Here is a 26,153-nt window from a genome sequence, read left to right as displayed (position 1 = left end):
AGCCAGTTCCGCGCGTGGAGACGGTCGCGGATTGGGTGGCTGCGGCACCGGCCGAATTGAAAGCTTCGATCCTGGTGTTCTGCGATCGCCAGCAAGAGCTGATGCTGTGGCGTGAACTGGATCTCGGGTCCGAAGATGACGGATTCCCCACGGTCCTGGGTGTCGAGTACACCGCCTACGGGCTGGATGTGGACGTGCAGATGCGCGGTGGACACAAACTGTCCGACTGGACCGATCAGAACACCCTGGACGCGTTCGCCCAGTACATCGGCGTCCCCGAAGTCACCGCGGCCTCGTCGTCTCCCGGATTCGTCCGTATCCAGGTCAGAGTCCACGACACCCTCGCTGCTGATGTGCCGGTGCCGACCGAAGTGCCTGATCACGTTGATTTGGAAGCGGTCACCGCAGGAGTGTTCGAGGACGGCCAGAGCTGGACTGTTCCGATCCAGGGCCGTCACGTCCTGATCGCCGGCGGAACGGGTTCGGGTAAGTCGAGCGTGTTGTGGTCGCTGGTCAACGGCATGGGTCCGGCGATCCGCTCCGGGCGGGTGGAGTTGCGGGTGATCGACCCGAAGGGCGGCATGGAGCTGGGGTACCTGGAACCACTGTGCACCCGGTTCGCCTGCACCGGCGAAGAGGAAATGGTCGGACTGCTCGAGGAGACCGTCAAAGACCTTCAAGAAGCCACGCAACGCTACCGCGGCAAGGTCCGCAAACCCGTTCCTACACCGCAGAACCCCTTGGTTGTCACGATCATCGATGAGGCGGCGACGCTCTCGGCGTTCTCGGACCCGAAAAAGCAGGCGCGGTTCGAACGCGCTCACGGTCTGCTGCTCTCGCAGGGACGCGCACCGCTGTATTCGGTGATCGAAACGGTCATCGACCCGTCGAAAGAGAACGTGCCACAACGGCAACTGTTGCCATACCGGGTCGGTATGCGGATGGACGAAGCCGCCCAGGTCGCCATGATCCACGGTCAGGGCGCCCGTAACCGCGGCTCCTACTGCGACCGGATCCCGCATACGACACCGGGCGTTTGCTATGTGCAGGAGGACGGTAAGGCTGGTTTCCAGCGGGCTCGGGCGTTCATGGTCACCGACGCCGATGTGGACCGGATCGTGGCGCAGTACAAGCCGATCCCTCGCCCGGTCGACCTGGACGCGTTCGCCCAGGGGCGTGCGGCATGAGGACAGGGTTTGTCATGGAGTGCCACGTGGTCATCTACTGCGACGGCTGCGGCGACACCTACACCGAGAACACCGGTGAGGGCATCTGTTTCGACACGGTCAATCAGGCTGTCGGCTACCTCAACGCCCGACCTTCGGGTGTCGGCTGGGCCTATGACGGCGACAAGGTTCTCTGCGACGGCTGCCAAGCATTGGCCCGCTGCACCGAACACGGTCACACCTTCCCCGAACGCCGTGTCTCCCTGCGGCGGCTCACCAAAACCACCCATTCCCGCACCTGCACCGTGTGCGGCATCTCCGAAACCGAGGTCCTGCCATGAACACCAGCCGTTACGACGACAACGTCATCGACCTGCAAGCCCGTCGCCGCTGCCAGCTGCAAGCACGTGGCCTCGACTCTGTCACGGTCGCGGTTCACGTACTCGCCGAAACCGGGACACTGCCGGCCTGGGGCAGCGATGACTACGACGGTGGGGACTGGGCGGCATGACCGGCCACGAGTCTTCACAGGGCTATTGGAAGCCGGAGCGGGGCATGGACTTTCACCGAGTGTTGGTCTCCGCCGATCGTGGGCATCTGCGCGAATCGTGTGAGGTGTTCGCCAACTACCTTCCCAGCGCTACGCAGGATCGGCAGATCCAGGTGACTCTGCACAAGGAGCACAACTTCGCCGCTGTGCTGCATCTGGCCATGACTGTGGACGACGCCATCGCGGTAGTTGGTGTGCTGCAAGCCGTCATCCAGGAAGCGACAGGCGGCGAGTACGCATTACCCGAGACAGGGACACCGAAATGATCCTCTCCCTGGTCCGTGCCCGCTATCTCGCCTGGTTTCGCTACCGGCGCCGTTGGACCCGCCTCATGACCACCGCCCGCCTCACCCGCACTACCGATGACGGCACCATCCGTGTTCCACGCTTGCTGTCGGTCCGTATCGGTGAGACCACCGACCGGGTTCGGGTGCGGATGCTCGACGGGCACTGCCCCGCCGACTACGAAAACCGCACCACCCAGCTCGCCGACACCTTCGGTGTCCACGGTTGCGATGCCGCCTTGATCGGCCCAGGAACGGTGGAAATCGTTCTCCACCAACAAGATTCACCAGAGATCGCCGCGCTATCGAACGACTTGGACGACGTGGCATGACCGACATGCTCGACGGAGGCCGGACCGGGGACACCACCCCTGATCCGGCCTCCGGGCACTGATCAGTCGAAGTACGAAACACGAAGGGGGACAACACGTTATGACCGCACCGATCATCGGCATCGCCCCCAACCGGGAAACAGCTGCCGACCGACGCGCGATGCCCGACATCAACGACATCGCCGAATCCGCCGCCGAGAAAGAAGGCGTCTGCGCTCGTGTGGTGCCTATGCGGGCGTTCGATCCGATCACCTCCCGCACCTCCTACGTCGGCGCCCCCTGCAAGTCCACCAACGGCACGACCTGTCCGGCGTGTGCCAAAGCCAACCGTTATCTGCGTATGACTCAGCTGCGCGAAGGGTGGTGCGCAGAGCGTGAACCTGTCGACGCCACGACTGAACCGACCGAAGCGCAGCAGGAAATATTGGCTGGTCGGGCAATGTTTTTCACTGACTATCACGAGGCTCGAGGCGAAGGTGATGACGAACTCGCCGATGCGATCAAAGCGTTGGTGGCCGATATGGATGTCGAGCTGCGTGCACTCGGTGTCCGGGGCAAACTCCCACCCCTGGACGCCAAACCCCGCCGCAAAGCCAAGTCCACCCGTCGCCGTGATGACGTGCCCGATCTGCCACGCAAGAAGGTCAACAAGGCGCTGACAGTGGGTGCCGCCTATGCGGACGGCAAGTATCGGCCCTCGACGTTCTTCACCCTCACCCTGGACTCCTACGGGCATATCAACCGCGTCTGGGACCCGACAGGGGGCAAGGACAAGAAGGGGGCGATGGTCTCCGATGGTTCCCCGCGTGACCCGCAGGCCTACGACTACACCCGTCAAGCCCGCGACACCATCCACCTCGCCCGGTTGTTCGACCGGTTCATGCAGAACCTGCGCCGGGCTGTGGGCTGGAACGTCCAATACTTCGCGACGGTGGAACCGCAGAAACGTGGTGCCCCGCACCTGCACATCGCTATCCGGGGTTCGATCCCCTCGCAGTTGCTGTATCAGGTCACCGCGGCGACTTACGTCAACATTTGGTGGCCGCACTTCGACACCCCCGTGTACACCGACGCGAACATGCCGCAGTGGGACTACAAGGCCGGCACTTTTACCGACACCCGCACCCACAAGCCGCTCACCTATTGGGATGACGCGCTGGAAACGATGGATTCGGTCGATGACCTCGAACCAGCCCACACCCTGAAGTTCGGTGGTCAGTCCAAGGCGGTGCAGATCCTCGGCGGCACGGAAGAGATGGACATCAAGGTTCGGTATCTGACGAAGTACCTGACCAAGTCCATCGGGGAAGTCCTCGAGACCGACTCGACTCGCGTTGCGGTGCATTACGACCGGCTCCATGCCGAGCTGCAGCAGACTCCGTGCTCGCCTCGGTGTGGTGTGTGGTTGCGCTACGGCATCGTCCCCAAGGGCGCCAACGAGAAGACCCAGCCGGGCAAATGCAAAGGCAAAGCACACCGCCGCGACACTCTCGGCCTGCCCGGTCGACGCTGTTTGAACTCGGGCAAGTGGTCAGGCAAGACAGTCCCCGATCACAAAGCTGATCGCCTCGACTTCGTCCGCGCCGAGCTCGCCCGCGTCGGGATCCTCAAGCCAGATACCTCGCACCTGCGGATCACCCCGGTCGGGCCTGCCGACAAGGACGCACCACCGCGGTCGCATCTGGTCATGGCGTTGGTCGCTGCCCGGATCAACCAACGCGCCGAGTACACGAAAGCTCGCCTCGCCATGACCGAGGGACCACCGGGCCATGTCCAAGGAACCGGTGTGTCACAGCATCTTTCAACCGTTCAGCAATCCGCAGCAGCATAGGGAGGAACCCATCATGTCCAAGCTTCTCGACAAGCAGGAAGGGAGGAAGGGTAGCGATGAGTGATGACCGAGTTTGGCTGACTCGCGACGAGCTCGGCGAACGGTGGAGGATCAAGCCGAAGACCTTGGCGAACTGGGCTGCATCGGTGCCGCTCAAGGGGCCGCGTTTTGTGAAAGTCGGTGGCTATGTACGGTATTCGCTGGCCGATGTCGTCGCGTACGAGGATGCACTGTTGGCGGAGGCGGCGTAATGCCTCGTGAAGCGCTGGAACCCGGTGGCTATCCGCCGAAGGACAAGCTCCAGCCGGTGAAGGGCACCGATGGCATCTGGCGACTGAGCGAGGTGCGTCATCGCGCAATCAACGGTGAGTATGTGCGTTCGTCCGGCAGCGGCCCGACGCGTGACCTGTGCATGGCAGCGTTCTGGGAGAACTTCGAGAAGAACCGCTTCAAAGGATCGGTGCGGCGCAAGCGGCGGACTCGAAAGTCCGTGTTGTTCAAGCCGACCGACAAGATGAGCGCTGTCTTCAAGCATCATGCGGATGTTCTGCGAGAGCGATTCGAGAAGGGAGAGCTCAAGGAGCGCAGTTATTACCTCTACCGAGCGGCGATCTACCCGAGTGACAGTCCACGAGCAAAGGAGGATGCGATCAAGCTCGACAACGAGCTCGGTGCGTTCACGATCGCTGAGGTTGGTCGTCCTTCCGAGTTGGCTTCGTATGTAGCGGATATCGCGGATATCGCTCCGGGTATGGCGTTGCGGCATCACACGATCCTCACCGCCGTGTTCACAATGCTGACCTTGCAGGGCCTCTACGACGATTCACCGATGCGGTTGGTGCCGCGGCCGGATTTGAACGGTGGCGGGCAACGCGCACTCGATGAAGACAACCGCGCCGGGTTCGTAAAACTGTTGTGCGACAAGGGAAGAACGCCGCGTAATCATGACTACGTGCTGCCGTTCGGTCTGACCGTACTGGGTACCGGTGTGCGTCCGGGTGAGGGCCTCGCGTTGCGTTGGATGGACATTCCGGACCTGGACGATGAGGCCGTGGAAAGAGTAGTGGCCCATATCTGCGGCACGATCGTGAAACCGGTCGGCAGGAAGCCCTATAGGCAGGATGGCCGCAAGGCTGGTGACTCGTACTACGTCACGTTTCCGCGATGGCTCACAAGTGAACTGAGGGCGTGGAAACGGGTGTGTGCGCCGACCGATGAGACCGTGCTGATATTCACGCTCAACAGTGAGCCGATCGCACCGGATGTTGCAGGTTACGCGCTGGGATGCCTGCGCGTTGGGACGGCCCTGGAGTGGATGACGTGGGGCAATCTGCGTGACACGGTAGCCACCGAGGTGAAGGGCAAGACCGGCGACAGTAAGCGTGCCAGTGCCCAGCTGGGTCACTCGGAGGGGTCCTCGATGGCTACCCGTCACTACATCGACCGTCAAGGGTACAAGCGTGCAGCGGTCGACAACACCGAGGCGCTAGAGGCCCTGTACCCGGAAAATGACGGTGATCTGACGGTTTCGGCCCGGTTCGGCCAATAGCCTAGGCTTCTGACCTGCCGTTATTGGTCCTATCACGGATATCGGTGACGATAGCCGAGAAGTCCTTTCCGGCCTCGGCCTGGTTGAACCTGGTGTAGATCTCGGCGGCGAGCATGCCGAGCCGGCCGTCGATGCCGTTGTCGCGCAGGGCGTTCGCGGCGAGACCGAGGTCCTTGGTCATCAGCGCGGTGGCGAAACCGGGCTGGTAGTCGTTGTTGGCCGGGCTGGTCGGCACCGGACCGGGGACCGGACAGTAGTTGGTCAGCGCCCAACTCTGGCCCGACGCGGTGGAGACGACATCGAAGAACGACTGGTGGCTCAGGCCCAGCTTCTCACCGAGCACCAGTGCCTCGGACAAACCGATCATCGAGATACCGAGCAGCATGTTGTTGCAGATCTTCGCGGCCTGGCCGACACCGGGGCCACCACAGTGCACGACCTTGCCGCCCATGACCTCGAGCACCGGCAGCGCGTCGGCGAAGTCCGCGGCACCGCCGCCGACCATAAAGGTCAGCGTGCCGGCGGCAGCGCCTGCGACACCGCCGGACACCGGGGCATCCAGTGCGCGATGACCTGCGCCGACGGCGAGCACGGCCGCGGCTTTGGCGTCGGCGACATCGATGGTCGAGGAGTCGATGAACAGCGTGCCCGGTGCGGCGGCGGGGAGCAGATCCGCGTAGACGTCGAGGACCAGTTTGCCGTTGGGCAGCATGGTGATCACGACATCGCGGTCGGCGGCTGCCGTGGCGGCGGTGTCCACCACGGTGGCGCCGTCTTTGCGCGCCTGCTCCTGCGCGGCGGGGACCGGGTCGAAGGCGATGACGTCGTAGCCCGCCCGCACCAGGTTGGCGGCCATGGGTCCGCCCATGTGGCCGAGGCCGAGGAAGCCGATCTTCTTACTCACTGTTGTCCCTCCGGAATCGTCGCACCCAGTTCGTACTCGCCCAATTGGGCGAAGTATGCGTCGACCTGCGCCGCCGTGACGTCGGCGAGCGTCGCGGGCGACCACTGCGGGTTTCGGTCCTTATCGATCACCTGCGCACGGATGCCCTCGACCAGATCATGCGAGGCCAACGAGGCGACCGAAACGCGGTACTCCTCGTTCAGCACTGCCTCCAGGCTCGACGCGGCGCGGGCCGCACGCAGTGAGCGCAGCGTAACCTTCAGCGCGACAGGTGATTTGGCGAGCACATCGGCAGCGGCCTTGACCGCAGCAGGGGAATCACTCGCGTGCAGTCGGGCCACGATCTCCTCGACGGAGTCCGCGCTGTAGCAGGTATCGATCCAGTCCTGCTGGGCGACCAACTCGGATTCCGGTGCGTCCGTGGCGAACTTGGCGATCGCGATCTCGGCCGTCTCCGAGCGCAGCGTTTCCAGCAGTGCCGGAATGTTTTCCGAGTGCACGTAGTAGTCGGCGAAGCCGGTGGCGATGGCGTCGCCCGCACTCATCCGTGCGGTGGTCAGCGCGACGTGCGTGCCGATCTCGCCGGGGGTGCGAGCCAAGAGGTAGGTGCCGCCCACGTCGGGGATGAAACCGATGCCGACCTCCGGCATGCCGATCTTGGAGCGTTCGGTGACGATGCGATGGCTGCCGTGGCCGGAAATGCCGACACCACCGCCCATCACGATGCCATCCATGACAACGACGTAGGGCTTGGTGTAGCGGCCGATCAGCGCGTTGAGGATGTACTCGTCGCGCCAGAAGGCGGCCGTCGCGCTGGTGGCGGCATCGCCGCCGGCCTTCGCGTCGTGGTGAATGGCGACGATGTCGCCGCCCGCACACAGCCCGCGCTCCCCCGCGCCGGTGACGACGACGGTGCGCACCTCGTCGTCCTCGGCCCACTCGCGCAGTGCGCGCGACATGGCAAGCACCATCTCGTGATTCAGCGCATTGATAGCCCTGGGCCGGTTCAGCGTGATCAGGCCGAGGCCGTCGCGCTTGTCGATCAGGATGTCGGGTTCCGTTTCGGTCATGCCGCTCCTACCACCGAGCGGGCGACAACCACCCGCATAATTTCGTTCGTGCCCTCGAGAATCTGGTGCACCCGCAGATCGCGGACGATCTTCTCGACGCCGTATTCGGCCAGGTAGCCGTAGCCGCCGTGCAGCTGAAGCGCTTTGTTGGCAACATCGAAACCGGCGTCGGTCGCGAATCGCTTTGCCATGGCGCACAACTCGACCTTGTCGTCGGAATCGGCATCCAGTGCCGCCGCAGCACGCCACAGTAGCGTGCGAGCCGCTTCCAACGAGGTGCGCATATCCGCCAGCTCGAATTGCAGAGCGGTGTTGTCCAACAGTCGGGCGCCGAAGGCTTTGCGCTCGCCCAGGTAGGCAACCGCCTTGTCCAGTGCCGCGCGACCTCCGCCGAGCGAGCAGGCGGCGATGTTCAATCGTCCGCCGTTGAGCCCGTTCATGGCAATCCGAAAACCGTTGCCCTCCAGGCCGAGTCGATTCGCAGCCGGCACCCTGACCTCGTCGAGGATCACCTGTCGGGTGGGCTGTGCGTGCCAGCCCATCTTCTTCTCGTTGGCGCCGAAGGAGATTCCCGGTGTGTCCGCGGGGACGATGAACGCCGAGATGCCACGCGCACCCGTATCACCGGTGCGCGCCATCACGACGTACACGTCGGTGCTGCCCGCGCCGGAAATGAATTGCTTCACCCCGGTGAGCAGATAGTCGTCACCGTCGCGAACGGCCTTGGTACTCAAGGCGGCCGCGTCGGATCCGGCGCCGGGCTCGGTCAGCGCGTAGCTGCCGAGCCATTCCATCGAGGCGAGCCGGGGCAGCCAGCGGTGGCGCTGCTGCTCGTTGCCGTAACTGTCGATCATCCACGAAACCATGTTGTGGATAGAGATATAGGCGGCGATGGCCGGGCAGCCGGTGGAGAGCTGCTCGAAGATGCGTACGGCATCGAGCCTGCGCAGCCCGGAGCCGCCGACATCCTCGCCCACGTAGATGCCGCCCATGCCCAACGAGCCTGCCTTGCGCACCACATCGACCGGGAAGTGTTTCTGCTCATCCCATTCGAGGGCATTCGGGGCGAGTAGCTCGTCGGCAAAGGAGCGGGCGGTCTCGGAGATCGCCTTCTCGTCGGCGTCGAGTACGAACATGACCTCAGTCCATCGTCGGGATGACGAAGGCGTTGGGCGTGGAGCCTGCGGAACGCCCAACCGGCCCAAGCTCCTTGAGTCCGGAAGGCCAACGCTGCGTCACCGTCTTCGTCTTGGTGTAGAAGCGGATCGAATCGGGGCCGTGCTGGTTCAGGTCGCCGAAGCCGGAACGCTTCCAGCCGCCGAAGGTGTAGTAGGCGATCGGGACCGGGATCGGGACATTGATGCCGACCATGCCCACCTGGACGCGGGCGGCGAAATCGCGGGCGGTGTCGCCGTCGCGGGTGAAAATCGCTACGCCATTGCCGTATTCGTGCTCGTTGGCCAGGCGCAGGCCCTCTTCGTAATCCTTGGCGCGCACCACGCTGACCACCGGACCGAAGATCTCTTCTTTGTAGATCCGCATCTCCGGGGTGACCTTGTCGAACAGGGTGGCGCCGACGAAGTAGCCGTTCTCACCGCCTTCCACAGTCAGCCCGCGGCCGTCGACGACCAGTTCCGCGCCCTCGTCGATGCCGATCTGGACGTAGTTGTTCACCCGGTTCACGCCGTCCTGGCCGACCAGCGGACCGAGGTCGGCGCCGGGATCGTCGGAGCGACCGATATTGAGCTTGTGCACCCGCTCGGTGAGCTTGGCGACCAGGCGATCCGCGGTCTCCTCGCCGACTGGCACCGCGACCGAGATGGCCATGCAGCGCTCGCCCGCGGAACCGTAACCGGCGCCGATCAATTGGTCTGCGACGTCGTCGAGGTCGGCGTCGGGCATCACGATCGCGTGGTTCTTCGCGCCGCCGAAGCACTGCGCGCGCTTGCCGTTCGCGGTCGCGGTCTCGTAGATGTACTGCGCGATCGGCGTAGAACCGACGAACCCGACGGCCTTGATCCTCGGATCGTGCAGCAGTGCGTCGACGGCCTCCTTGTCGCCGTTGACCACATTGAACACACCCGCAGGCAGCCCCGCCTCCAGGAACAACTCGGCCAAGCGCAGCGGCACCGAGGGGTCGCGCTCGGAAGGCTTGAGCACGAACGCGTTCCCACATGCCAGCGCCGGGCCGGCCTTCCACAACGGGATCATGGCCGGGAAGTTGAACGGGGTGATGCCCGCGACGACACCGAGCGGCTGCCGCATCGAGTAGACGTCGATACCGGTGCCCGCACCCTCGGTGTACTCGCCCTTGAGTAGGTGCGGGATACCGGTGGCGAATTCGATCACCTCGAGGCCGCGCTGAATATCGCCCTTGGCGTCCGGGATGGTCTTGCCGTGCTCGCTCGACAGCAACGCGGCCAGCGAATCCATCTCGTCCTGCACCAAGGTCAGGAACTTCATCAACACCCGCGCCCGCTTCTGCGGATTGAACGCGGCCCACACCTGCTGCGCCTCGGCGGCGTCGGCGATGACCGCCTCGACCTCCGACTTGCTCGCCAGCGGCACCCGCGCCTGCACCGCCCCGATGTTCGGATCGAAGACATCGCCGAACCTGCCCGACGTGCCGGCAACGTGCTGCCCGCCGATGAAGTGTGTGAGTTCGCGAACCATGCCAGTCCTCAGGTGTCGACAGCGGCGGCGTGGAATCCACGCCAGATTTAAGGTCATCCTATAGTTGGATGTCCAAGTAAATCCAGGCAAGGGTACAGATGTGGGATTTGCCACTCTACAAAAGCGCAGGTCAGACACAGAAGGGCCGGCACAGGGGTTCAGAGCGAGTACCGCGGGCGCAGGGGCACGCCACACAGGCCACCATGCGAGCTACATGACATCGTGACCGGCATCACCGTAGAATTAGTTTGACGTCCTAGTATCGGGCGCCAAAAGGACTCGACGGAGGACCACCGTGGCAGATAGCAGCGCGCTTCACACGCCCGCCAACCCCGTCCGACTCGTGACGTCCGCCGCCCTGTTCGACGGGCACGACGCGGCGATCAACATCATGCGGCGCATCCTGCAATCACAGGGCGCCGAGGTGATTCATCTCGGCCACAACCGAGCGGTGCACGAGGTCGTCGCCGCGGTGGTCGAGGAAGACGTGCAGGGCGTTGCGGTCAGCTCGTATCAGGGCGGGCACCTCGAGTACTTCGAATACCTGGCCACCGCGCTACGCGAGGCCGGGGCGGGGCAGGTGCGGATCTTCGGCGGTGGCGGCGGCGTGATCGTCCCCGAGGAGATCGCGCGGCTCGCCGAATCCGGCGTGACGATCTTCTCGCCCGAGGACGGACAGCGGCTCGGCCTACCCGGCATGATCAACGAACTGGTGCGACAGTGCGATGTCGATCTGTCGACCGACCGGCCTTCGATCGATGCGGTGCTCGCGGGCGAACGCACTGCGCTGGCCAGGGCCATCACCTGCCTGCAACAGGACAGCCTCACTCCTGCCGAACGCGACGCGCTGACCACGGCGGCAGCTGCGCGGGCCGTACCGGTGCTGGGCACTACCGGCACGGGCGGCTCCGGAAAGTCTTCTCTCACAGATGAATTGGTTCGCCGACTGCGCTCGGATCAGCAAGACAAGGTCCGCGTCGCGATCCTCGCTGTCGATCCGACTCGACGCCGCGGCGGCGGCGCACTGCTGGGCGACCGCATTCGGATGAACGCCTTGGACGGCGACCACATCTTCTTCCGGTCGCTGGCCACGCGCGGCAATCACGAACTGCCGCAGAATATCGACGTGATCATCGCGGCCTGCCGAGCCGCCGGGTACGACCTGGTGATTCTGGAGACGCCGGGCATCGGCCAGGGCGACGCCGCGATCGTCGACCACGTGGACGTGTCGATGTATGTGATGACACCGGAATTCGGCGCCGCCTCCCAGCTGGAGAAGATCGACATGCTGGACTACGCGGATGTGGTGGCGATCAACAAGTTCGAACGCCGCGGCGGCGCCGACGCACTGCGCGATGTCTCGCGCCAGCTGATGCGCAATCGTGAGGCGTTCGGGGCAAGCCCGGACGATATGCCGGTATTCGGCACCAGCGCTGCGACATTCAACGACGACGGCGTGACCGCGCTGTACCAGCACCTGACCGCGCGACTGGGCGAGCACGGCCTGCGACTGGAACCCGGGACGCTGCCCAGGGTCGAGACCCGAGCATCGACCCGCTTCGCCCAGATCATCCCGCCGGCCCGGGTGCGCTACCTCGCCGAGATCGCCGAAACAGTACGCGCTTATCACGCCGACACCGAGCAGCAGGTGCGTGCCGCGCAACGGGTTCAGCGCTTCGAACAGGTGCTGGCGGAACTCCCCGACGACACAGCGGTCGCCGCATTGCTCGACAACGCCCGTTCGGAACTGTCCACCGAGAACGCGGCTCTGCTCGCCGACTGGCCCGCCGTCGCCGAAAGTTACCGCGGCGCCGAGCAGGTGGTGCGGGTGCGCGATCGAGAGATTCGGACGCCATTGCGTCGGGAATCATTGTCGGGCAGCAGCATTGCCCGGGTCGCGTTGCCGCGCTACACCGATCATGGTGAGCTGCTGCGCTTCCTGCGCTCGGAGAACCTGCCCGGCCGCTTCCCGTTCACCGCGGGCGTGTTCCCGTTCAAGCGCGACAACGAAGATCCAGCCCGCATGTTCGCGGGCGAGGGCGATCCGTTCCGCACCAACCGCCGCTTCAAGGTGCTCTCCGAACATGCCGAGGCGACCCGGCTTTCCACCGCCTTCGACTCGGTGACCCTCTACGGCCGCGACCCCGACGAACGCCCCGACGTCTACGGCAAGGTCGGCACCTCGGGGGTGTCGATCGCCTCGGTCGACGATATGCAGGTCCTCTACGACGGATTCGATCTCACCGCACCGACCACCTCGGTGTCGATGACCATCAACGGACCCGCGCCGACCATCCTCGCCTACTTCCTCAACACCGCCATCGACCAAGCGCTGGCACGGTTCTCGGCTGCCGAGGGGCGCCGACCCACCGCCGACGAGGCCGCCGATATCCGGGGCAGGACCCTTGCCACGGTGCGCGGCACGGTGCAAGCCGACATCCTCAAGGAAGACCAGGGCCAGAACACCTGCATCTTCTCCACCGAATTCAGCTTGCGCATGATGGCCGATATTCAGGAGTGGTTCGTGCGCAACGGAGTTCGCAACTTCTACTCGGTCTCGATCTCCGGCTATCACATCGCCGAGGCGGGCGCGAACCCGATCAGCCAATTGGCCTTCACCCTCGCCAACGGCTTCACCTATGTGGAGGCCTACCTCGCGCGCGGCATGCGGATAGATAAGTTCGCGCCGAACCTGTCGTTCTTCTTCTCCAATGGCATGGACCCGGAGTATTCGGTGATCGGCCGTGTCGCACGGCGCATCTGGGCCGTGGCCATGCGCGACAAGTACGGCGCCGACGACCGCTCACAGAAGCTGAAATATCACATTCAAACCTCGGGCCGCTCATTGCACGCGCAGGAGATGAACTTCAACGACATTCGCACCACGTTGCAGGCCCTCATCGCCATCTACGACAACTGCAACAGCCTGCACACCAACGCCTACGACGAAGCGGTCACCACCCCCACCGAGGAATCGGTGCGCCGCGCGCTGGCCATCCAGCTGATCATCAACCGCGAGTGGGGCCTCGCGATGAACGAAAACCCGCTGCAGGGCAGCTTCATCATCGATGAACTCACCGACCTGGTCGAGGAGGCGGTGCTCACCGAGTTCGAACGGATCAGCGAGCGCGGCGGCGTGCTCGGCGCGATGGAGACCGGCTACCAGCGCGGCCGCATCCAAGACGAATCCATGCTCTACGAGCGCCGTAAGCACGACGGCTCGCTGCCGATCGTCGGTGTCAACACCTTCCGCAATCCGAACGGCGAACCGCACCGTGAACTCGAACTCGCCCGCGGCACCGAAACGGAGAAGAAGTCGCAACTCGATCGGGTCCGCGAGTTCCAGCAGCGTCATCGCGACGAGGCCCACGACGCCCTTGCACGCCTGGACGCCGTGGCCCGCACCGATGACAACATCTTCGAGGTCCTGATGGACGCGGCCCGGGTCTGCACGTTGCAGCAGATCACCGACACCTTCTTCACCGTCGGCGGCCAATACCGCCGCAACGTGTAGGACCGTTCAGAAGATTCGCACCTCGGGGACCGACTCCATGAGTCGCGCCCATTCCGGATACTTCGCGACCTTCGCCGCGTTCAGCGCCATGATCTTGTCGCGTAGTTCGGGATCTGTGTCATCCGAAACATCCGGCCCGATCGCGATTTTCGCGAGGTGCGGGATGATCTGCGGATCACCGTCGAGGTGCACCGGGTCGTGCATATAGCGCTCCAGTGCGTCGAGATCCTCGATGCCGACGCAGTAGGCATGGGTGAACCCGTCGGCGCCATCCCCCAGGTTCTGCCCCACCGACGAGAACGACACCGACTCCACGGCGGCGGTCCGCTTCATCAGAGCCAGCACCGCTGCCCGATCCGCGTCTGTGGCCTCGTCCCAGAATCCGAAACGCAACAGGTGAACGATCACGACCATCTCCTCACTTGAACCAACTAGTTCAAATTAATAAACGAACTAGTAGATGCACAAGTCTGAACCCATGAGTTCATTCGGGAGAGCGCGGGCGATACCATGCAGGAGTGACGCGAGCAACGGCCGCGCGGGGCCGCATCGACAAGCGGCAGGCCATCCTGAATGTGGCGTTCACTGTCTTCGCCCGGCGCGGGTACGAGAAGGCCTGTGTGCAGGAGATCGCCGACGAGGCGGGCGTCGCCAAACCGACGGTGTACAACCACCTCACCGACAAGGAGACGCTCTTTCGGCACGCCATTCTCGCGGCGGCCGACGCGGTGTCGGCCGAGATCCTCGCCATCGTCGAACGATTGCGCGATCCGGGCGAGGACCTGCCCGCGGCCCTCAGCGACACCGCGTATCGACTGCTCGAGGTTTGCGCGGGCGAGCGCGCCCGCGACCTGCGACGGCTCACCTACGCGCAGCACGCCAACCTGCCCGACCTGACGACAACCGTGCTGGAACGCACGGCACAGGGCGTCGCAGAGGCACTGGCCGACCGGCTGGCCCGACTGGCGTTGGCAGGCAGACTGCGCCCGTGCGACCCCACCGTCGCCGCCGAACAACTGCTCGCACTGCTCACCGGCCCACTGGAGCGGCGCTCGCAACTCGGTGCCCGAGTCGTGCCGGACACTGAATTGCGCGCCGTCGCCGAAGCCGCCGTGCGCACCTTCTCGGCTGCCTACGGCACCTGAGTGTGCTGCAGCCGAAACTACTGCACCACACCACTTCAGTGACCTACGACAGCCGAGAGCACCGAACCGAAACCACCGAACCCCCACCTCGACAGCCCGCAACACCGAACCGAAACCACGGAACCCACCACCTCAGCGACGTACAACGGCCGAGTGCGCGGTGGCCGAAACCACCGAACCACGCCGGCTCAGCGACCACCGCACATGAGTACGCCGCAGCCGAGGCCACCGTGCGCACTGCGCGGGCGACCTACCGCGCTGAGCAGCGACGGCTACGAGGACGTTTTCGACGCGCGCGCGAGCAGTACCGCGCCGATGATGAGAACTATTGCGCCGACGGCCAATACCGAACCCGCAGCGCCGACTGCTCCGTCGGTCCACTGCCATACCGCCTCCGCCGCGGCCAGGGCAACCGCGACGCCGCCCCCGATGACCAGAACGGCCGAGCGCTGCGCGGCATAGAGCGCGAAGCAGGCGACGGCCACCATGGCGGTGAGTGAGTAGGCCGGGGTCAGATTGTGGTCCCCGGTCAGTTGAGCGCCGAGCAGCGAGATCAGGATCGCCACCGAGTAGCCGGCCCAGAGCTCGGCGAATGCGCCTATTCGGGTGAGCGCGAACCAGATTCCGCCGAGCCCGAACAAGCCGACGCCGATCCACGGCTCGTCGATGCCGAAGGTTACATCGAGCACCGCAGGGACCATGCAGGCACTGAAAACAGCGCAGGTGAGCAAGCCGGTCAGCGAAGGAAGCGCGAGGTAGCCGAGGATGGCCGCCAGTGTCCCCGCGACGGTCGCACCGACCCACCCGGCGGCGCTGTCGCCGTTACCTATCGCGGTGCCCACCGTCACGGTCACTGCCCCCGCGGCAAGGGCGAACAACACTGTCGCGAGCCGAAGCCGCGCGGTGCTTCCGTCGACCGCGCGGTGGAACAGCGTGCAGAATCCACCGGCCACGGCGATCCCACCGGCCGTGAGCCCGCTCGTCACCACCGCGAAGGTGACAATCCGGGCGGCACGCGCCATGTCCTCCCAGGATCCGGCGAGCACGAGCCCGCCGCCGCCGAAGAGCAAGCCGGCACCGATATAGGCGGCGATCTCGGCGAGCAGCTTGCCCGGCGGCGGCCTATTGCCGGATTCCTCGGCAGCCAGCGCCGCTGCGACCGCCTCGAGCTGGGCCGCGGTCAACACCCCCTCGTCGACCAGCCGCTGCAAAGCGGCGGACGTCGGATGCTCTGCTTGCACCCGGTGATTATCGCCCCCGCTCCCGCGGTGACATGTGACAATCGCCGGAGCGGACGGTCGGCGTCGACGGGACGGGCACCATGGACCTCACAGGCATTCGCATCATCGATGCGCACATCCACCAGTGGGATCCGCTGACGACGCCACGAGACTTCAGCGCCATGGCGCGGCTGTTCAAGTATTTGCCGCTGCCGATCGAGATCGCGATCCGGCTCGCGCCGCGGCGGGACCGCGAATTCGTCGGTGATCCAATATTTTTCGCGCATCCCTACCTGCCGGCGGACTATCGCGCGGATGCGGAGGCGACCCCGGTCGAGGCGATCGTGCACATCGAGGTCGGGTGGTCGGGAGCGGGACCGCTGGCCGCGGCCGACGAAACCCGTTGGGTCGCAGAGCTACCGTTCGGCGGCGTGAATCCCGCGCTCGGCGCGATCCTGGGCCACGCGAATCCCGCAGCACCGAATTTCGCCGAGCTGCTCGACGCGCATCGCGCCGCGTCTCCCCTGCTGCGCGGCATTCGCGCCATGGTCGCCCACCACCCCGACCGTGATGTGCGCTCGTTCACCAAGACCGAAAGCGCCCTCACCACGAAGGCATTCCTGGACAGCTTCGCGGCGCTGGCAGAGCGCGGTCTCTGCTTCGAGGCGTGGGTGTATTCGCACGCACTGCCGGATGTCACTGCGTTGGCCGCACGATATCCCGAGGTGCCCATCGTGCTGAACCATCTCGGCACTCCCGCAGGCATTTTCGGCCCCGTCGGCAAGCACACCGGCACGAATCCGAGCCTGCGCCGCGAACTGTTCATCCGCTGGCGCGACAATCTCTCCGCGCTTGCCGCGAATCCGAACGTGTTCGCGAAGATCAGCGGCCTGATGATGCCCGTTCTCGGCCATCCCGTCCCCCGTCGGGGTCACCCGACACCGGTCCCCGCACTCCTGGACCGGATCGGCCCACTCGTCGAACACACACTCGACGTCTTCGGCGCCGACCGACTCCTGTGGGGCTCCAATTTCCCAGTAGACAAACCGATTACAAGTATCGGCAACAGTGTGGAGGTGATAGCCGCCGCAATCACCGGCCACGGCGGCGGCAGACCCGAACTCGAACAGATCTTCCGAACGACCGCGCTACAGCTGTACCGAATCGATACCGCAACCTGAGTTCCCAACCCCAACAGGAAATCGGCCCTCACGAGGATCTTTGTGACGGCCGATTCGGTGTGTCGGGGATCAGGCGGGGTGGGGTGCGCCCCAGCTGACATGGGCTGCGAAGGCGGGCATGTGGCGCAGTGCGAGCACTGATACCCAGCCCCAGCTGATGAGGGAGGCCACCGCGAGCAGCAGTCCGCCCTGGTCGGGGTTGACGAAGGGCAGGATCGGTTTCACCCAACTGACAGAGCGCGGATTGCCGTGGAAGGCATCGGACTCGATGTCGGTGGCAGCCCCGCGGACCTGCCGCCGGGCTACGCCGATCGCGTGCACGCAGCCCACCCACGGCTCGGCGGCACCCGTGCGCTCACCACCTCCATTGGAAACCAGCACTTGCCGACCTCCGGAAGGCACTCCCTGGCACGCTGGCGGGCGAGATAGTCCACCAACGTCATCCCGAACTCCCCTACATGACCTGGGACTCGATTCTCGACTCGAGCGGCTGGCGAGACTAGGAGGCGAGGGGCACGGCTGCGGCAAACATCGAGAAAGCTGCACGCTGAGGTCCTGCTCGTCGAGTGATCAGCCGGCCGATCGCCTGGTTGACCGTGGGCGCAGGCCGTACCGTGGATGGCATCGAGCACGGCGTCGACTGCGCCGAGGATTCGGACCGTGTGACGCGGGGGCGAGGTGAGCTTGCAGGCCAAAGGAGGTCGCATGAGCAGCAACGCGATCGATCACGAGGTGATCGTCGTCGGGGCCGGGTTCTCCGGGATCGGCGCGGCGATAAAGCTACGGGAGGCGGGGTTCGAGGACTTCCTGATCGTGGATGAAGCCGATGGGGTCGGCGGGACGTGGCACTGGAATACCTACCCCGGTGTCGCCGTCGACATACCGTCGTTCAGCTACCAGTTCTCCTTCGATCAGCGGGCGAGCTGGTCACGGGTGTACGCGCCGGGGCGGGAACTGAAGGCGTACGCCGAATCGTGCGTGGACAAATACGAGCTGCGGTCCCGGATCCGGTTCGGCACCACGATTACCGAGGCCGAGTTCGATGAAGACCGGCACTGCTGGCGATTGCACACCGGGGATGGCACCGAGCTCACCGCACGCTTCCTCATCAGCGCGACCGGCGTGCTGACCAGGCCGAAGCTGCCCGATATCCCAGGCGTCGCCGATTTCGACGGTGTCACCATGCACACCTCGCGCTGGGATCACGGACAGGATCTGCGCGGCAAGCGTGTCGCGATCATCGGGACCGGCGCGTCGGCGGTCCAGGTGATTCCCGAGATCGCACCGGCGGTCGACCGGCTGACGGTGTTTCAGCGCACCCCGATCTGGTGTTTGCCCAGACCGGATCTGCCGCTACCGAAGCCGGTCCGGTTGGCGCTACGCGTACCGGGTGGACGGACGCTGACCCGACTGGTCAGCCAGACCTATGTGGAGTTCACCTTCCCGATCTCGGCGCACTATTACGGCACGCTACCGATGGCCAAGCTCGCCGAGCGGGCGGGGCTCGCGCACCTGCGGCGCCAGGTCGCCGATCCCGTCATCCGTGAAAAGCTCACGCCGCGTTACGGTCTCGGCTGCAAACGGCCCGGCTTCTCCAACGACTACCTGGCCACCTTCAACCGCAACAATGTCCTGCTGGAAACCGACCCGATCCAGGAGATCATCGCCACCGGCGTCCGCACGTCGAGCGGCATCGAGCACCCAGCGGACGTGCTCATTCTGGCGACCGGCTTCAAGGTGATGGAATCGGGCAATATGCCGACTTACGATCTGCGCGGCGTCGGCGGCCGCGATCTCGAAAAGTGGTGGGACGACAATAGATTGCAGGCCTACGAGGGCGTCAGCGTGCCCGGCTTTCCGAACTTCTTCTCCATCATCGGACCCTACGGCTACAACGGCTCGTCGTATTTTGCACTGATCGAGTATCAGGTCAGGCACATCCTGCGCTGCCTGCGACAGGCCCGTGCGGCCAACGCCACCCTCGTGGAGGTCACCAAGGCAGCCAACGACCGCTTCTTCCAGGAAATGCTGGCGCGTCGCGACGGCCAGGTCTTCTGGCAGGACAGCTGTGCGCTGGCCAACAGCTATTACTTCGACGCGCACGGCGACGTCCCGCTGCGTCCGTCCACCACCGTCGAGGCCGCCTGGCGCAGCGGCCACTTCGACATGGCCGATTACCGATTCGCCACGGGTGGCCGATAAGTCCCGCAGATGGGGTTCGCCTTTCGGTGTGCGTCGAGCTGGGGCTCAGGCGTCTGCAGCCGGCCCATCGATAGTCGACAGGATCGGACCTTTTCTGGGTGCGACCAGCCGTGGACAATTCGCCGGCGATCCTGATCCGAGCCCTCGCCCCCGCAGCGGCCACTAGGTCTGTTCTGGGACCAGCGCATGCGAGGGCACGGACGGCCCGAGCAGCCCGGCACTTGTCGGTGCCGGTCGCTACCATCTGCCGCATGAAAGCAACCGGCACTTTTTCCGTCTCGTCCTTCGTACCGACCGATGTCGTACCCGACCCGGCCATCACCACCGCGCTACCAGTCGGCATCGCGCACATCCAGAAAGATTTCGAGGGTGAGATCAAGGGGCGCTCGGCAACGTTGTTCACCGCCGCGTTCGACCAGGCCACCGGTGCCGGCACCTATGTTGCGATGGAGTCCTTCGAAGGCACTCTGAACGGCGCGGCGGGGACATTCAACTTCGCCCACTCGGCAACCACACTCGGGACCGATCGCGGGGCCGAGTTTTTCATCATCGTCCCCGCCAGCGGCACCGGCGACCTGGCAGGAATCAAGGGCACCGGCGGCCTGACCGTGGACGAAGACGGCACTCATCATCTCTGGTTCGACTACGAGCTCGGCTGAGACACCCTACCGCCGCCGCGGTCACCGCTCGACGTTCAGCACACGCAGCGTTGATCGCACGGTACCCAGCGCACCGCCGCCAGCCGCCGGCGATCACCTCGCACAGCCGTCAACGCGCGCGGTCTATTCGATCGGCGAGCACAGCGCGGGCGGTGGCGAGAGAGGGTCCGTACCAGGTGAGTGCGCGACCTTCGACCAAGGCCACAGGGATGCCGGGGAAGGCGTCGGGGCCGTCGGTTTGAGTGAAGACGTATGGCTCGTCGGGGAGTACGGCCAGGTCGATGTCGGCGGTCAGTTCGTCGTCGGTGAGGCGTGGATAGCGGTCGGGGCGGTCGGCGTGCACCAGGTTCAGGCCGAGGCGGCGGGCGAGGTCGCCGGTGAAGGTGTCGCGGCCGACTACCATCCACGGGTTGCGCCAGATGGGGATCACGGCGTTACGGGCGGGCGCGGGTGGCATTGCGGCCCAGGAAGATTCGGCCTCGGTAAGCCAGCTCGGCACCGCGTCGCCGAGAGCAACGGTGAAAAGCCTGGTCAGCGAGGTGATGGCCGCGGGCACCGTCTCGATCCTGGTGACCCACACCGGGATTCCGGCGCTGCGCAGACGTTCGACATCGATGCGGCGGTTCTCCTCCTGATTACACAGCACCAAGTCGGGGGTCAGCTCGACAATGCGGCGAACGTTCGGGTTCTTGGTTCCTCGGACACGCTCGACATTCAGATCGGCCGGGTGGCTGCACCAATCGGTCGCCGCGACAAGGGTTTCCGGGCAGGTGGCTGCCACCGCCTCGGTCAGCGAGGGCACCAGGGACACTACCCGCCGTACCCGTCCGGCGAGCACGACTTCGACCCCGAGGTCGTCTGCAACCGACGTCATCGAATCACCGCCCGCTGCCACCGAAACAACGTCCGGGCCGGCCACGCCCGAGGCGACCTGAACACCCCCCGCCGCCACCCGATCGCGCCCGGGTTGTCCACGCCCGAGATCACCGCCCCCGAACCGGTTGCGCCACAGCCTGATTCGCGGCCGACCCGCCGGTCGATGCTCATCCCACGATCCGACGACAGAGCTCGCGAAGCTGCTCCGGTGGCACTGCGGGGAGCACACTGCCTGCTCCGAGCACGAGCAGGTAGAGGATCTGCGCGATGTCGTGTGCATCGGTCTCCGCATATCCGGACTCCATCAGAAGAATCCGCAGGAAACCGAGCCGAGCGTTGTCTACGCGTTCCTTGGCCGCGGCGGCGATCGGGTCGTTGAGTGCCCATGCCCGCACGGCCATTTCTACGTTGGCCGGCTCATCGTCTTCGAGCACCAAGTCGATCAACAGCTCGAGGCGGCCGCGTCCATCGAGCCGCTCGGCGGCCGCCCGCACCTCGCGCAGGTAGCGGGTGGTGTGCATTTCCTCGAAGTACGCGAGCAGCGCGGTCTTATAGCCGGACATGCCCGAAAAGTGGTGGTAGAAGGACCCGGTGCTGAGCCCGGTCGCCGCGACCAACTTGTCGATGGTGAGGCCGGTCGGCCCCGCTGTGCCAAGAATCACCAGCCCCGATTCCAACCATGAACTCTTGCCTGCCACGTCGCTCAGCCTATAACATAACTTTTGTTCTGTTTCTGGGAGCACCCCGAGTTTCCGCGTTTATGGAGGTCGCGATGACCGCGATAACAACCTCGTCCGCATCGAGCAGCACTACTTCCGCACGATGGGCCGCATCGGTCCATTTCACCGGCGCCGCACTGCTCGGTGCGATCGGCCTAGCGCACCTGCTCGTGGTGCATGCCTTCGGCGGCGCGGATACGCCGGCGGAGGAAGCAATCAACGAACTGTCGGCGCGGACCACAACGACCTTGATCGAAGGTGGCCGACAGCTCAGCGTGTTCGACCTGAACACCGGCTACAGCGTCGGAATGGGGCTGCTCGGTATGCTTTTCGGGCTAGTGGTGATCTTCGCCGTCCGCGCCGCCCCGCAATTGATTGCCCGCTGGTCACTGTTCAACGGCGTCTGCGTCGTCGCGGCAGCAGGCGTCTTCTGGATCGCCCTGCTGCATTTCCCCGAACCGGTCATCGTGATATCCGCCCTGGCCACCCTGTGCTTCGCCGCGGTGTTCGTGGCCGGGAGCCGGAGCGTTCGATCGCGGTGATGCGCCGTCAGCGACCGAGCTCGTCGTAGAGCGTGCGCAGATCACGCAGCCCGGCGGCGGCGATCTGTTCGTCCTCCGCGGTCATGCGCAATGCTCGTCGCAACAGCACCGGATCCAAATCATCCATGGCCGAATGGAATTCGATCTTCGGGAGCTTCGGCAGCTCGGCCCGGTCGCCGTAGGGATCATCGGACTGCGCCGGATTCGGGTCCCGTTCGATGCCCGCGATGAGCGTATCCAGATCGAGCCCACGCAGCGTCAGGATCTCGCGCGGGCGCTCGTCGAGCCGTTCGGCGAGCAGGTAGCAGGTCGCGGCGACGTGCTTACACGGCCAGCCGGGGTCCGGGCAGGTGCAGGCGAAATCCAGATCCGCGGCCGTGGTCGGCAATAGATGCGGGCCTAGTCCCGTCGGCAAGGCGCCGGAAGCGATCTCGGCGAGCATTCCCGGTGCCGTGCGGATGGTCTCGATGAGCAGCGCCAGTTCCTCGTCCCGCAGCGGTCGGACGGTGAACACTGCCGTGAACGGACGGGGCTGGCTGCCCTGCACTTCGGCGGTCACCGCGCCCGGCTCGATCCGATAGCTCACCACCTGCCCGGATCTGGCGTAGGTGCGGCCGCGGGCCAGCCGACCCGGCTCCGACATCGCTTCCACCGCCTCGATCAGTGCCTTCCCCCACCACGTGTGCCCGAATGCGCCACGGCGGCTGCGCGCCTCGACCCCGCCCGACACCGGGCGGCGCTTGCCGTACTTGCTGTAGTCGGTGTAGGGACTCAATCGCCCACCGCCTCCGACCCGAGGGCGAACAGATCACGCAATTCGTCGGTGCTCAGCTCGGTGATCCAGTTCTCCCCCGCCTCGATAGCCAGATCAGCGAGTTGCCGCTTGCCGCTGATCATTTCGTCGATCCGCTCCTCGATGGTGTCGACGCAGATCAGCTTGCGCACCTGCACATTGCGCTGCTGACCGATGCGGAACGCACGGTCGGTGGCCTGGTTCTCCACCGCCGGATTCCACCAGCGGTCCAGGTGCACCACGTGATTGGCCGCGGTGAGGTTCAGTCCGGTGCCGCCTGCTTTGAGCGACAACAGCATCAACGGCGGGCCGCCGGGCTCCTGGAACCGGGTCACCATGGTGTCGCGACGCTTCTTCGGCACACCGCCGTGCAGGAAAGGGATCTCGGTGCCGAAACGCTCGACGAGGTAGGGCGCGACGAGGTCGCCGAATTCGCGGAACTGGGTGAACAGCAATGCCTTCTCGCCGTCGGCGAGCACGGCGTCGAGCACGTCCTCCACCAGGGCCAGCTTGCCCGAGCGATGGCTGCCGCGATGCAGCACGCCGGAACCGTCGCCGAGGAAATGCGCCGGATGGTTGCACACCTGCTTGAGGCGGGTCAGCGCCCCGAGCACAGCGCCCTTGCGCGCCATGCCCTTCGCGTCCCTGATCTTGTCGATCATGTCGTCGACCACCGCTTGATACAGCGCCGCCTGCTCCACCGTCAGGTTGGCCCGCACCGTCATTTCCAGCTTCTCCGGCAGGTCGCTGATCACGGTGGGATCGGTCTTCACCCGGCGCAGCACGAACGGCTGGGTGATCATGCGCAGGCGGCTGACCGCGTTCTCGTCACGCTCCCGTTCGATGGGCACGGCGAACCGCGCACGGAAGGACTGCGGTGTGCCCAGCAGCTTCGGGTTCGCGTAATCCATGATCGACCGCAGCTCCTCCAGCCGGTTTTCCACCGGAGTTCCGGTGAGCGCCAGCCGATGCCGCGCCCGCAACGACCGTGCCGCCCGCGCCTGCCTGGTCGCCGCATTCTTGATGTGCTGCGCCTCGTCGAGCACGATCCGATCCCACTGCCTGCGACCCAGCTCCGTGGCATCCCGCGCCAGCAGCGCGTAGGTCGTGATCACCAGATCCGCGTCCGCCACCGCCGTGTCCAACTCCTCGCCCGCCAGTCGCCCGACCCCGTGATGCACCCACACCCGCAGATCCGGCGCGAACCGCTCGGTCTCGCGCTGCCAGTTACCCACCACCGACATCGGGCACACCAGCAGGGTCGGACCGGGCGAACCGTCGCCCGACTCTCCACCATCGCCAGGCCACCCGCCCGCCGCTTCGCGCTCATGCACCAGCAGGGCGAGTACCTGCACCGTCTTGCCCAGCCCCATGTCATCGGCAAGGATTGCACCGCAACCCAACCGGCTCATGGTGGCCAACCAGGAAAGGCCGCGCTCCTGGTAGGGCCGCAGTTGCGCCTTCAGTCCGATCGGCGTTGGCACCGGTTCGGGTTCGCGCGCCTGATCGAGCAGTTCCGCGGCCCAGCCGGTCGCGGTGACTTCGGTGATCGGCACCTTCGCGACATGGCCCGCGCCGAGTTCGCCGATCAGATCGGCGAAGGTGAGTTCGGTGTCGTCGGTGTGGGCGGCGACGTAGCGGGCCGCGGCGGCGAGCACCTTGTGGTCGGCCTGCACCCACTCGCCGCGCAGCTGCACCAGGTCGGATTTGGCGGTGATCAGTCGTTGCATCTCGGCCTTGGTCAGCACGGTGTCGCCGAGCGCGAGTTCCCAACGGTAGGAGACGAGTCCGCGCATACCGACCGTGCTCTCGGCGGCAGGCACGGCGCTGTCCACCCGCATGCGCATGGTCGGGGACGAAATGTTCCAGGCCCGCGGCAGCATCAGTCGAATGCCGTCCGCCCGCAGCGCGTGCGCACCATGGGCGACCAGGTCGACGACCACCTCGGTCGGCAGCAGCAGATCCAGCGCACGGGGGTCACTCGGCAGGTCGCGCAGCCGCGGATAGGCGCGTTGCGCGACCCCCAGCTTTTCCACCGCGGTGCGAACCAGACTCGGATCACCATGGAGCGGTACAGGACTCGGGGCCTCGCCCTCGGTCTGCAGGCACACCTCCAAGCGCCACAGGGCCACCGCCTCGTCCTCGGTGCCGAGTTCGCCGTCCGGCTCCAGTAGCCGCAACACCAGATTCGGCTCATCACCGGTCAGGCTCGCGCGCCACCGTTCGAGTGCCTCGGCCAGCCGGTGACTTCCGCCGTCCAGCGCCACATCACCGAGCAGCGCGGCCACCAGCGGATGGGTGGACTCCCCGAGGTCGAGCAGTTCTCTGGCAATGGGATCGGTGAGTTCGGCGACCATGTCGTCGAGCACTGCACCGGGCCGACCGGCAACGCGAAGGGCGGCGGGCATGGCCACGGCAAGTTCGGCGAGCCAGGCGCGTTGCCGCTCGCCGCCGACCAGCCGCCAGCGCACCCACCATTGGCCATCGTCGCGGCGCAGCTCCGGCACGATCCGGCCGGCCCGCGCCCAGCGTTCGATGCCGTGCGCGACATGGGCGAGGAAGCGCAGATCCCCCGCGACCGCCTCGGCGGGCAACCGCTGCCGCAACCCGACCGCCGCTGCGACCGGCGCCATGGCGTGCGCGCGCACCTGCTGGGTCGGCGCCTCGTGCGCACGCAAGTGCGCCGCCGTGTGTCCACCCGCTTGCCCGGTGGCCACCCCATGTGCGCGCTCGGCCGGCACTCCGGGCGTTTGCTCCGCATCCGACCCGATCACCAGCACCTCGGCCCGATGCCGGAATCGCGACGTCCGCAGCACACTGCCCAGCGGATCGGGTAGCGCGACGACCGGCGAGCGCTGCCAGAGCAGCAACCCCGATCCCGGCGACCACAGACCGTGCAGCATCAATCTATCCAAGCAGGCGGGTCCGACACTCCTGCGCCGG

Annotated in this window: 25 protein-coding genes; 14 read left to right on the top strand and 11 right to left on the bottom strand. The window is 65.6% G+C overall.

What is annotated here, in order from left to right; translation table 11 throughout:
- The 8 genes from ACLMAL_RS22480 to ACLMAL_RS22445 all read left to right on the top strand — a co-directional run.
- Nucleotides 1-1,187, top strand: a 1,187-nt coding sequence (locus tag ACLMAL_RS22480; RefSeq protein WP_412000872.1) for an FtsK/SpoIIIE domain-containing protein, incomplete at its 5' end; no start/stop codon positions are given.
- The gene (locus ACLMAL_RS22475; RefSeq protein WP_412000871.1) at nucleotides 1,184-1,507 is read left to right on the top strand and encodes a hypothetical protein; all 324 of its coding nucleotides are present in this window, start codon (nucleotides 1,184-1,186) and stop codon (nucleotides 1,505-1,507) included. The genes ACLMAL_RS22480 and ACLMAL_RS22475, both read left to right, overlap by 4 nt.
- Nucleotides 1,504-1,677 carry a hypothetical protein gene (locus tag ACLMAL_RS22470; RefSeq protein WP_412000870.1) on the top strand — a complete coding sequence of 58 codons (174 nt, stop codon included), beginning with the start codon at nucleotides 1,504-1,506 and terminating at the stop codon, nucleotides 1,675-1,677. The genes ACLMAL_RS22475 and ACLMAL_RS22470 overlap by 4 nt, the downstream gene beginning before the upstream one ends.
- A 44-nt stretch (nucleotides 1,678-1,721) precedes the next feature.
- The gene (locus ACLMAL_RS22465; protein ID WP_412000869.1) at nucleotides 1,722-1,982 is read left to right on the top strand and encodes a hypothetical protein; all 261 of its coding nucleotides are present in this window, start codon (nucleotides 1,722-1,724) and stop codon (nucleotides 1,980-1,982) included.
- Entirely contained in the window at nucleotides 1,979-2,332 is a 354-nt protein-coding gene (locus ACLMAL_RS22460) for a hypothetical protein (protein ID WP_412000868.1), read from the top strand. The genes ACLMAL_RS22465 and ACLMAL_RS22460 overlap by 4 nt, the downstream gene beginning before the upstream one ends.
- 100 nt (nucleotides 2,333-2,432) lie before the next feature.
- Complete coding sequence (locus ACLMAL_RS22455) at nucleotides 2,433-4,163, top strand: replication initiator (protein ID WP_412000867.1); 1,731 nt, start codon at nucleotides 2,433-2,435, stop codon at nucleotides 4,161-4,163.
- A 56-nt stretch (nucleotides 4,164-4,219) separates the two neighbouring features.
- Nucleotides 4,220-4,414 (top strand): DNA-binding protein, encoded by a 195-nt coding sequence (locus ACLMAL_RS22450; protein WP_412000866.1) that lies wholly within the window; start codon nucleotides 4,220-4,222, stop codon nucleotides 4,412-4,414.
- Nucleotides 4,414-5,712, top strand: coding sequence for a hypothetical protein (locus ACLMAL_RS22445; RefSeq protein WP_412000865.1), 1,299 nt, complete (start codon nucleotides 4,414-4,416; stop codon nucleotides 5,710-5,712). The genes ACLMAL_RS22450 and ACLMAL_RS22445 overlap by 1 nt, the downstream gene beginning before the upstream one ends.
- 1 nt (nucleotide 5,713) lies before the next feature.
- On the opposite strand, the gene mmsB is transcribed toward ACLMAL_RS22445, so the two are convergent.
- The 4 genes from mmsB to ACLMAL_RS22425 are packed head-to-tail and all read right to left on the bottom strand — an operon-like array spanning nucleotide 5,714 to nucleotide 10,359.
- The gene (mmsB, locus tag ACLMAL_RS22440) at nucleotides 5,714-6,616 is read right to left on the bottom strand and encodes a 3-hydroxyisobutyrate dehydrogenase (RefSeq protein ID WP_412000864.1); all 903 of its coding nucleotides are present in this window, start codon (nucleotides 6,614-6,616) and stop codon (nucleotides 5,714-5,716) included.
- Nucleotides 6,613-7,686 (bottom strand): enoyl-CoA hydratase/isomerase family protein, encoded by a 1,074-nt coding sequence (locus ACLMAL_RS22435; protein WP_412000863.1) that lies wholly within the window; start codon nucleotides 7,684-7,686, stop codon nucleotides 6,613-6,615. The genes mmsB and ACLMAL_RS22435 overlap by 4 nt, the downstream gene beginning before the upstream one ends.
- Nucleotides 7,683-8,822 (bottom strand): acyl-CoA dehydrogenase family protein, encoded by a 1,140-nt coding sequence (locus ACLMAL_RS22430; protein ID WP_412000862.1) that lies wholly within the window; start codon nucleotides 8,820-8,822, stop codon nucleotides 7,683-7,685. Before ACLMAL_RS22430 ends, ACLMAL_RS22435 begins: the two co-directional genes overlap by 4 nt.
- Before the next feature lie 4 nt (nucleotides 8,823-8,826).
- Complete coding sequence (locus tag ACLMAL_RS22425) at nucleotides 8,827-10,359, bottom strand: CoA-acylating methylmalonate-semialdehyde dehydrogenase (RefSeq protein WP_412000861.1); 1,533 nt, start codon at nucleotides 10,357-10,359, stop codon at nucleotides 8,827-8,829.
- Between the two features lie 295 nt (nucleotides 10,360-10,654).
- Here ACLMAL_RS22425 and icmF point away from each other — a divergent pair, with 295 nt between their 5' ends.
- Nucleotides 10,655-13,873 (top strand): fused isobutyryl-CoA mutase/GTPase IcmF, encoded by a 3,219-nt coding sequence (gene icmF, locus ACLMAL_RS22420; protein ID WP_412000860.1) that lies wholly within the window; start codon nucleotides 10,655-10,657, stop codon nucleotides 13,871-13,873.
- Between the two features lie 6 nt (nucleotides 13,874-13,879).
- On the opposite strand, the gene ACLMAL_RS22415 is transcribed toward icmF, so the two are convergent.
- Complete coding sequence (locus ACLMAL_RS22415) at nucleotides 13,880-14,281, bottom strand: Dabb family protein (RefSeq protein ID WP_412000859.1); 402 nt, start codon at nucleotides 14,279-14,281, stop codon at nucleotides 13,880-13,882.
- A gap of 110 nt (nucleotides 14,282-14,391) precedes the next feature.
- Here ACLMAL_RS22415 and ACLMAL_RS22410 point away from each other — a divergent pair, with 110 nt between their 5' ends.
- Entirely contained in the window at nucleotides 14,392-15,018 is a 627-nt protein-coding gene (locus tag ACLMAL_RS22410; RefSeq protein ID WP_412000858.1) for a TetR/AcrR family transcriptional regulator, read from the top strand.
- A 272-nt stretch (nucleotides 15,019-15,290) separates the two neighbouring features.
- Here the strand turns inward: ACLMAL_RS22410 and ACLMAL_RS22405 are convergent, their stop codons facing one another.
- Nucleotides 15,291-16,259 carry a hypothetical protein gene (locus tag ACLMAL_RS22405; RefSeq protein WP_412000857.1) on the bottom strand — a complete coding sequence of 323 codons (969 nt, stop codon included), beginning with the start codon at nucleotides 16,257-16,259 and terminating at the stop codon, nucleotides 15,291-15,293.
- Between the two features lie 80 nt (nucleotides 16,260-16,339).
- Between ACLMAL_RS22405 and ACLMAL_RS22400 the strand changes: the two genes are divergently transcribed.
- Nucleotides 16,340-17,419, top strand: a complete 1,080-nt coding sequence (locus ACLMAL_RS22400) for an amidohydrolase family protein (RefSeq protein WP_412000856.1) — start codon at nucleotides 16,340-16,342, stop codon at nucleotides 17,417-17,419.
- A gap of 69 nt (nucleotides 17,420-17,488) precedes the next feature.
- Here the strand turns inward: ACLMAL_RS22400 and ACLMAL_RS22395 are convergent, their stop codons facing one another.
- The gene (locus ACLMAL_RS22395; RefSeq protein WP_412000855.1) at nucleotides 17,489-17,800 is read right to left on the bottom strand and encodes a hypothetical protein; all 312 of its coding nucleotides are present in this window, start codon (nucleotides 17,798-17,800) and stop codon (nucleotides 17,489-17,491) included.
- A 324-nt stretch (nucleotides 17,801-18,124) separates the two neighbouring features.
- On the opposite strand from ACLMAL_RS22395, the gene ACLMAL_RS22390 reads away from it, so the two are divergent.
- A complete protein-coding gene (locus ACLMAL_RS22390; RefSeq protein WP_412000854.1) occupies nucleotides 18,125-19,621 on the top strand; it encodes a flavin-containing monooxygenase in 1,497 nt (498 codons plus the stop codon).
- A 251-nt stretch (nucleotides 19,622-19,872) separates the two neighbouring features.
- Nucleotides 19,873-20,280 (top strand): DUF3224 domain-containing protein, encoded by a 408-nt coding sequence (locus ACLMAL_RS22385; RefSeq protein WP_412000853.1) that lies wholly within the window; start codon nucleotides 19,873-19,875, stop codon nucleotides 20,278-20,280.
- Nucleotides 20,281-20,389: 109 nt separating this feature from the next.
- Here the strand turns inward: ACLMAL_RS22385 and ACLMAL_RS22380 are convergent, their stop codons facing one another.
- A complete protein-coding gene (locus ACLMAL_RS22380) occupies nucleotides 20,390-21,154 on the bottom strand; it encodes a helical backbone metal receptor (RefSeq protein WP_412000852.1) in 765 nt (254 codons plus the stop codon).
- Nucleotides 21,155-21,323: 169 nt separating this feature from the next.
- Nucleotides 21,324-21,854 (bottom strand): TetR/AcrR family transcriptional regulator, encoded by a 531-nt coding sequence (locus ACLMAL_RS22375; RefSeq protein ID WP_412000851.1) that lies wholly within the window; start codon nucleotides 21,852-21,854, stop codon nucleotides 21,324-21,326.
- 74 nt (nucleotides 21,855-21,928) lie between these two features.
- Here ACLMAL_RS22375 and ACLMAL_RS22370 point away from each other — a divergent pair, with 74 nt between their 5' ends.
- The gene (locus ACLMAL_RS22370; protein WP_412000850.1) at nucleotides 21,929-22,417 is read left to right on the top strand and encodes an LIC_13387 family protein; all 489 of its coding nucleotides are present in this window, start codon (nucleotides 21,929-21,931) and stop codon (nucleotides 22,415-22,417) included.
- Nucleotides 22,418-22,424: 7 nt separating this feature from the next.
- Here ACLMAL_RS22370 and ACLMAL_RS22365 read toward each other — a convergent pair whose 3' ends face one another.
- Both ACLMAL_RS22365 and ACLMAL_RS22360 read right to left on the bottom strand, forming a co-directional pair.
- On the bottom strand, nucleotides 22,425-23,192 hold the full coding sequence (locus tag ACLMAL_RS22365) for a hypothetical protein (protein WP_412000849.1): 768 nt from the start codon (nucleotides 23,190-23,192) through the stop codon (nucleotides 22,425-22,427).
- Nucleotides 23,189-26,113, bottom strand: coding sequence for a DEAD/DEAH box helicase (locus ACLMAL_RS22360; protein ID WP_412000848.1), 2,925 nt, complete (start codon nucleotides 26,111-26,113; stop codon nucleotides 23,189-23,191). Before ACLMAL_RS22360 ends, ACLMAL_RS22365 begins: the two co-directional genes overlap by 4 nt.
- Nucleotides 26,114-26,153: the final 40 nt, after the last annotated feature.

It is taken from the genome of Nocardia sp. CWNU-33, from assembly GCF_046764895.1.
Classification (GTDB): Bacteria; Actinomycetota; Actinomycetes; order Mycobacteriales; family Mycobacteriaceae; genus Nocardia.
This window is presented reverse-complemented; position numbering and strand designations above follow the sequence as displayed.

Bases quoted from the DNA above. Each gene is read 5' to 3' on its own strand.
- ACLMAL_RS22475 (WP_412000871.1), top strand. From the start codon at position 1,184: ATGAGGACAGGGTTTGTCATGGAGTGCCACGTGGTCATCTACTGCGAC.
- ACLMAL_RS22470 (WP_412000870.1), top strand. From the start codon at position 1,504: ATGAACACCAGCCGTTACGACGACAACGTCATCGACCTGCAAGCCCGT.
- ACLMAL_RS22465 (WP_412000869.1), top strand. From the start codon at position 1,722: ATGGACTTTCACCGAGTGTTGGTCTCCGCCGATCGTGGGCATCTGCGC.
- ACLMAL_RS22460 (WP_412000868.1), top strand. From the start codon at position 1,979: ATGATCCTCTCCCTGGTCCGTGCCCGCTATCTCGCCTGGTTTCGCTAC.
- ACLMAL_RS22455 (WP_412000867.1), top strand. From the start codon at position 2,433: ATGACCGCACCGATCATCGGCATCGCCCCCAACCGGGAAACAGCTGCC.
- ACLMAL_RS22450 (WP_412000866.1), top strand. From the start codon at position 4,220: ATGAGTGATGACCGAGTTTGGCTGACTCGCGACGAGCTCGGCGAACGG.
- ACLMAL_RS22445 (WP_412000865.1), top strand. From the start codon at position 4,414: ATGCCTCGTGAAGCGCTGGAACCCGGTGGCTATCCGCCGAAGGACAAG.
- ACLMAL_RS22435 (WP_412000863.1), bottom strand. From the start codon at position 7,686: ATGACCGAAACGGAACCCGACATCCTGATCGACAAGCGCGACGGCCTC.
- ACLMAL_RS22430 (WP_412000862.1), bottom strand. From the start codon at position 8,822: ATGTTCGTACTCGACGCCGACGAGAAGGCGATCTCCGAGACCGCCCGC.
- ACLMAL_RS22425 (WP_412000861.1), bottom strand. From the start codon at position 10,359: ATGGTTCGCGAACTCACACACTTCATCGGCGGGCAGCACGTTGCCGGC.
- ACLMAL_RS22400 (WP_412000856.1), top strand. From the start codon at position 16,340: ATGGACCTCACAGGCATTCGCATCATCGATGCGCACATCCACCAGTGG.
- ACLMAL_RS22390 (WP_412000854.1), top strand. From the start codon at position 18,125: ATGAGCAGCAACGCGATCGATCACGAGGTGATCGTCGTCGGGGCCGGG.
- ACLMAL_RS22385 (WP_412000853.1), top strand. From the start codon at position 19,873: ATGAAAGCAACCGGCACTTTTTCCGTCTCGTCCTTCGTACCGACCGAT.
- ACLMAL_RS22380 (WP_412000852.1), bottom strand. From the start codon at position 21,154: ATGACGTCGGTTGCAGACGACCTCGGGGTCGAAGTCGTGCTCGCCGGA.
- ACLMAL_RS22370 (WP_412000850.1), top strand. From the start codon at position 21,929: ATGACCGCGATAACAACCTCGTCCGCATCGAGCAGCACTACTTCCGCA.
- ACLMAL_RS22360 (WP_412000848.1), bottom strand. From the start codon at position 26,113: ATGCTGCACGGTCTGTGGTCGCCGGGATCGGGGTTGCTGCTCTGGCAG.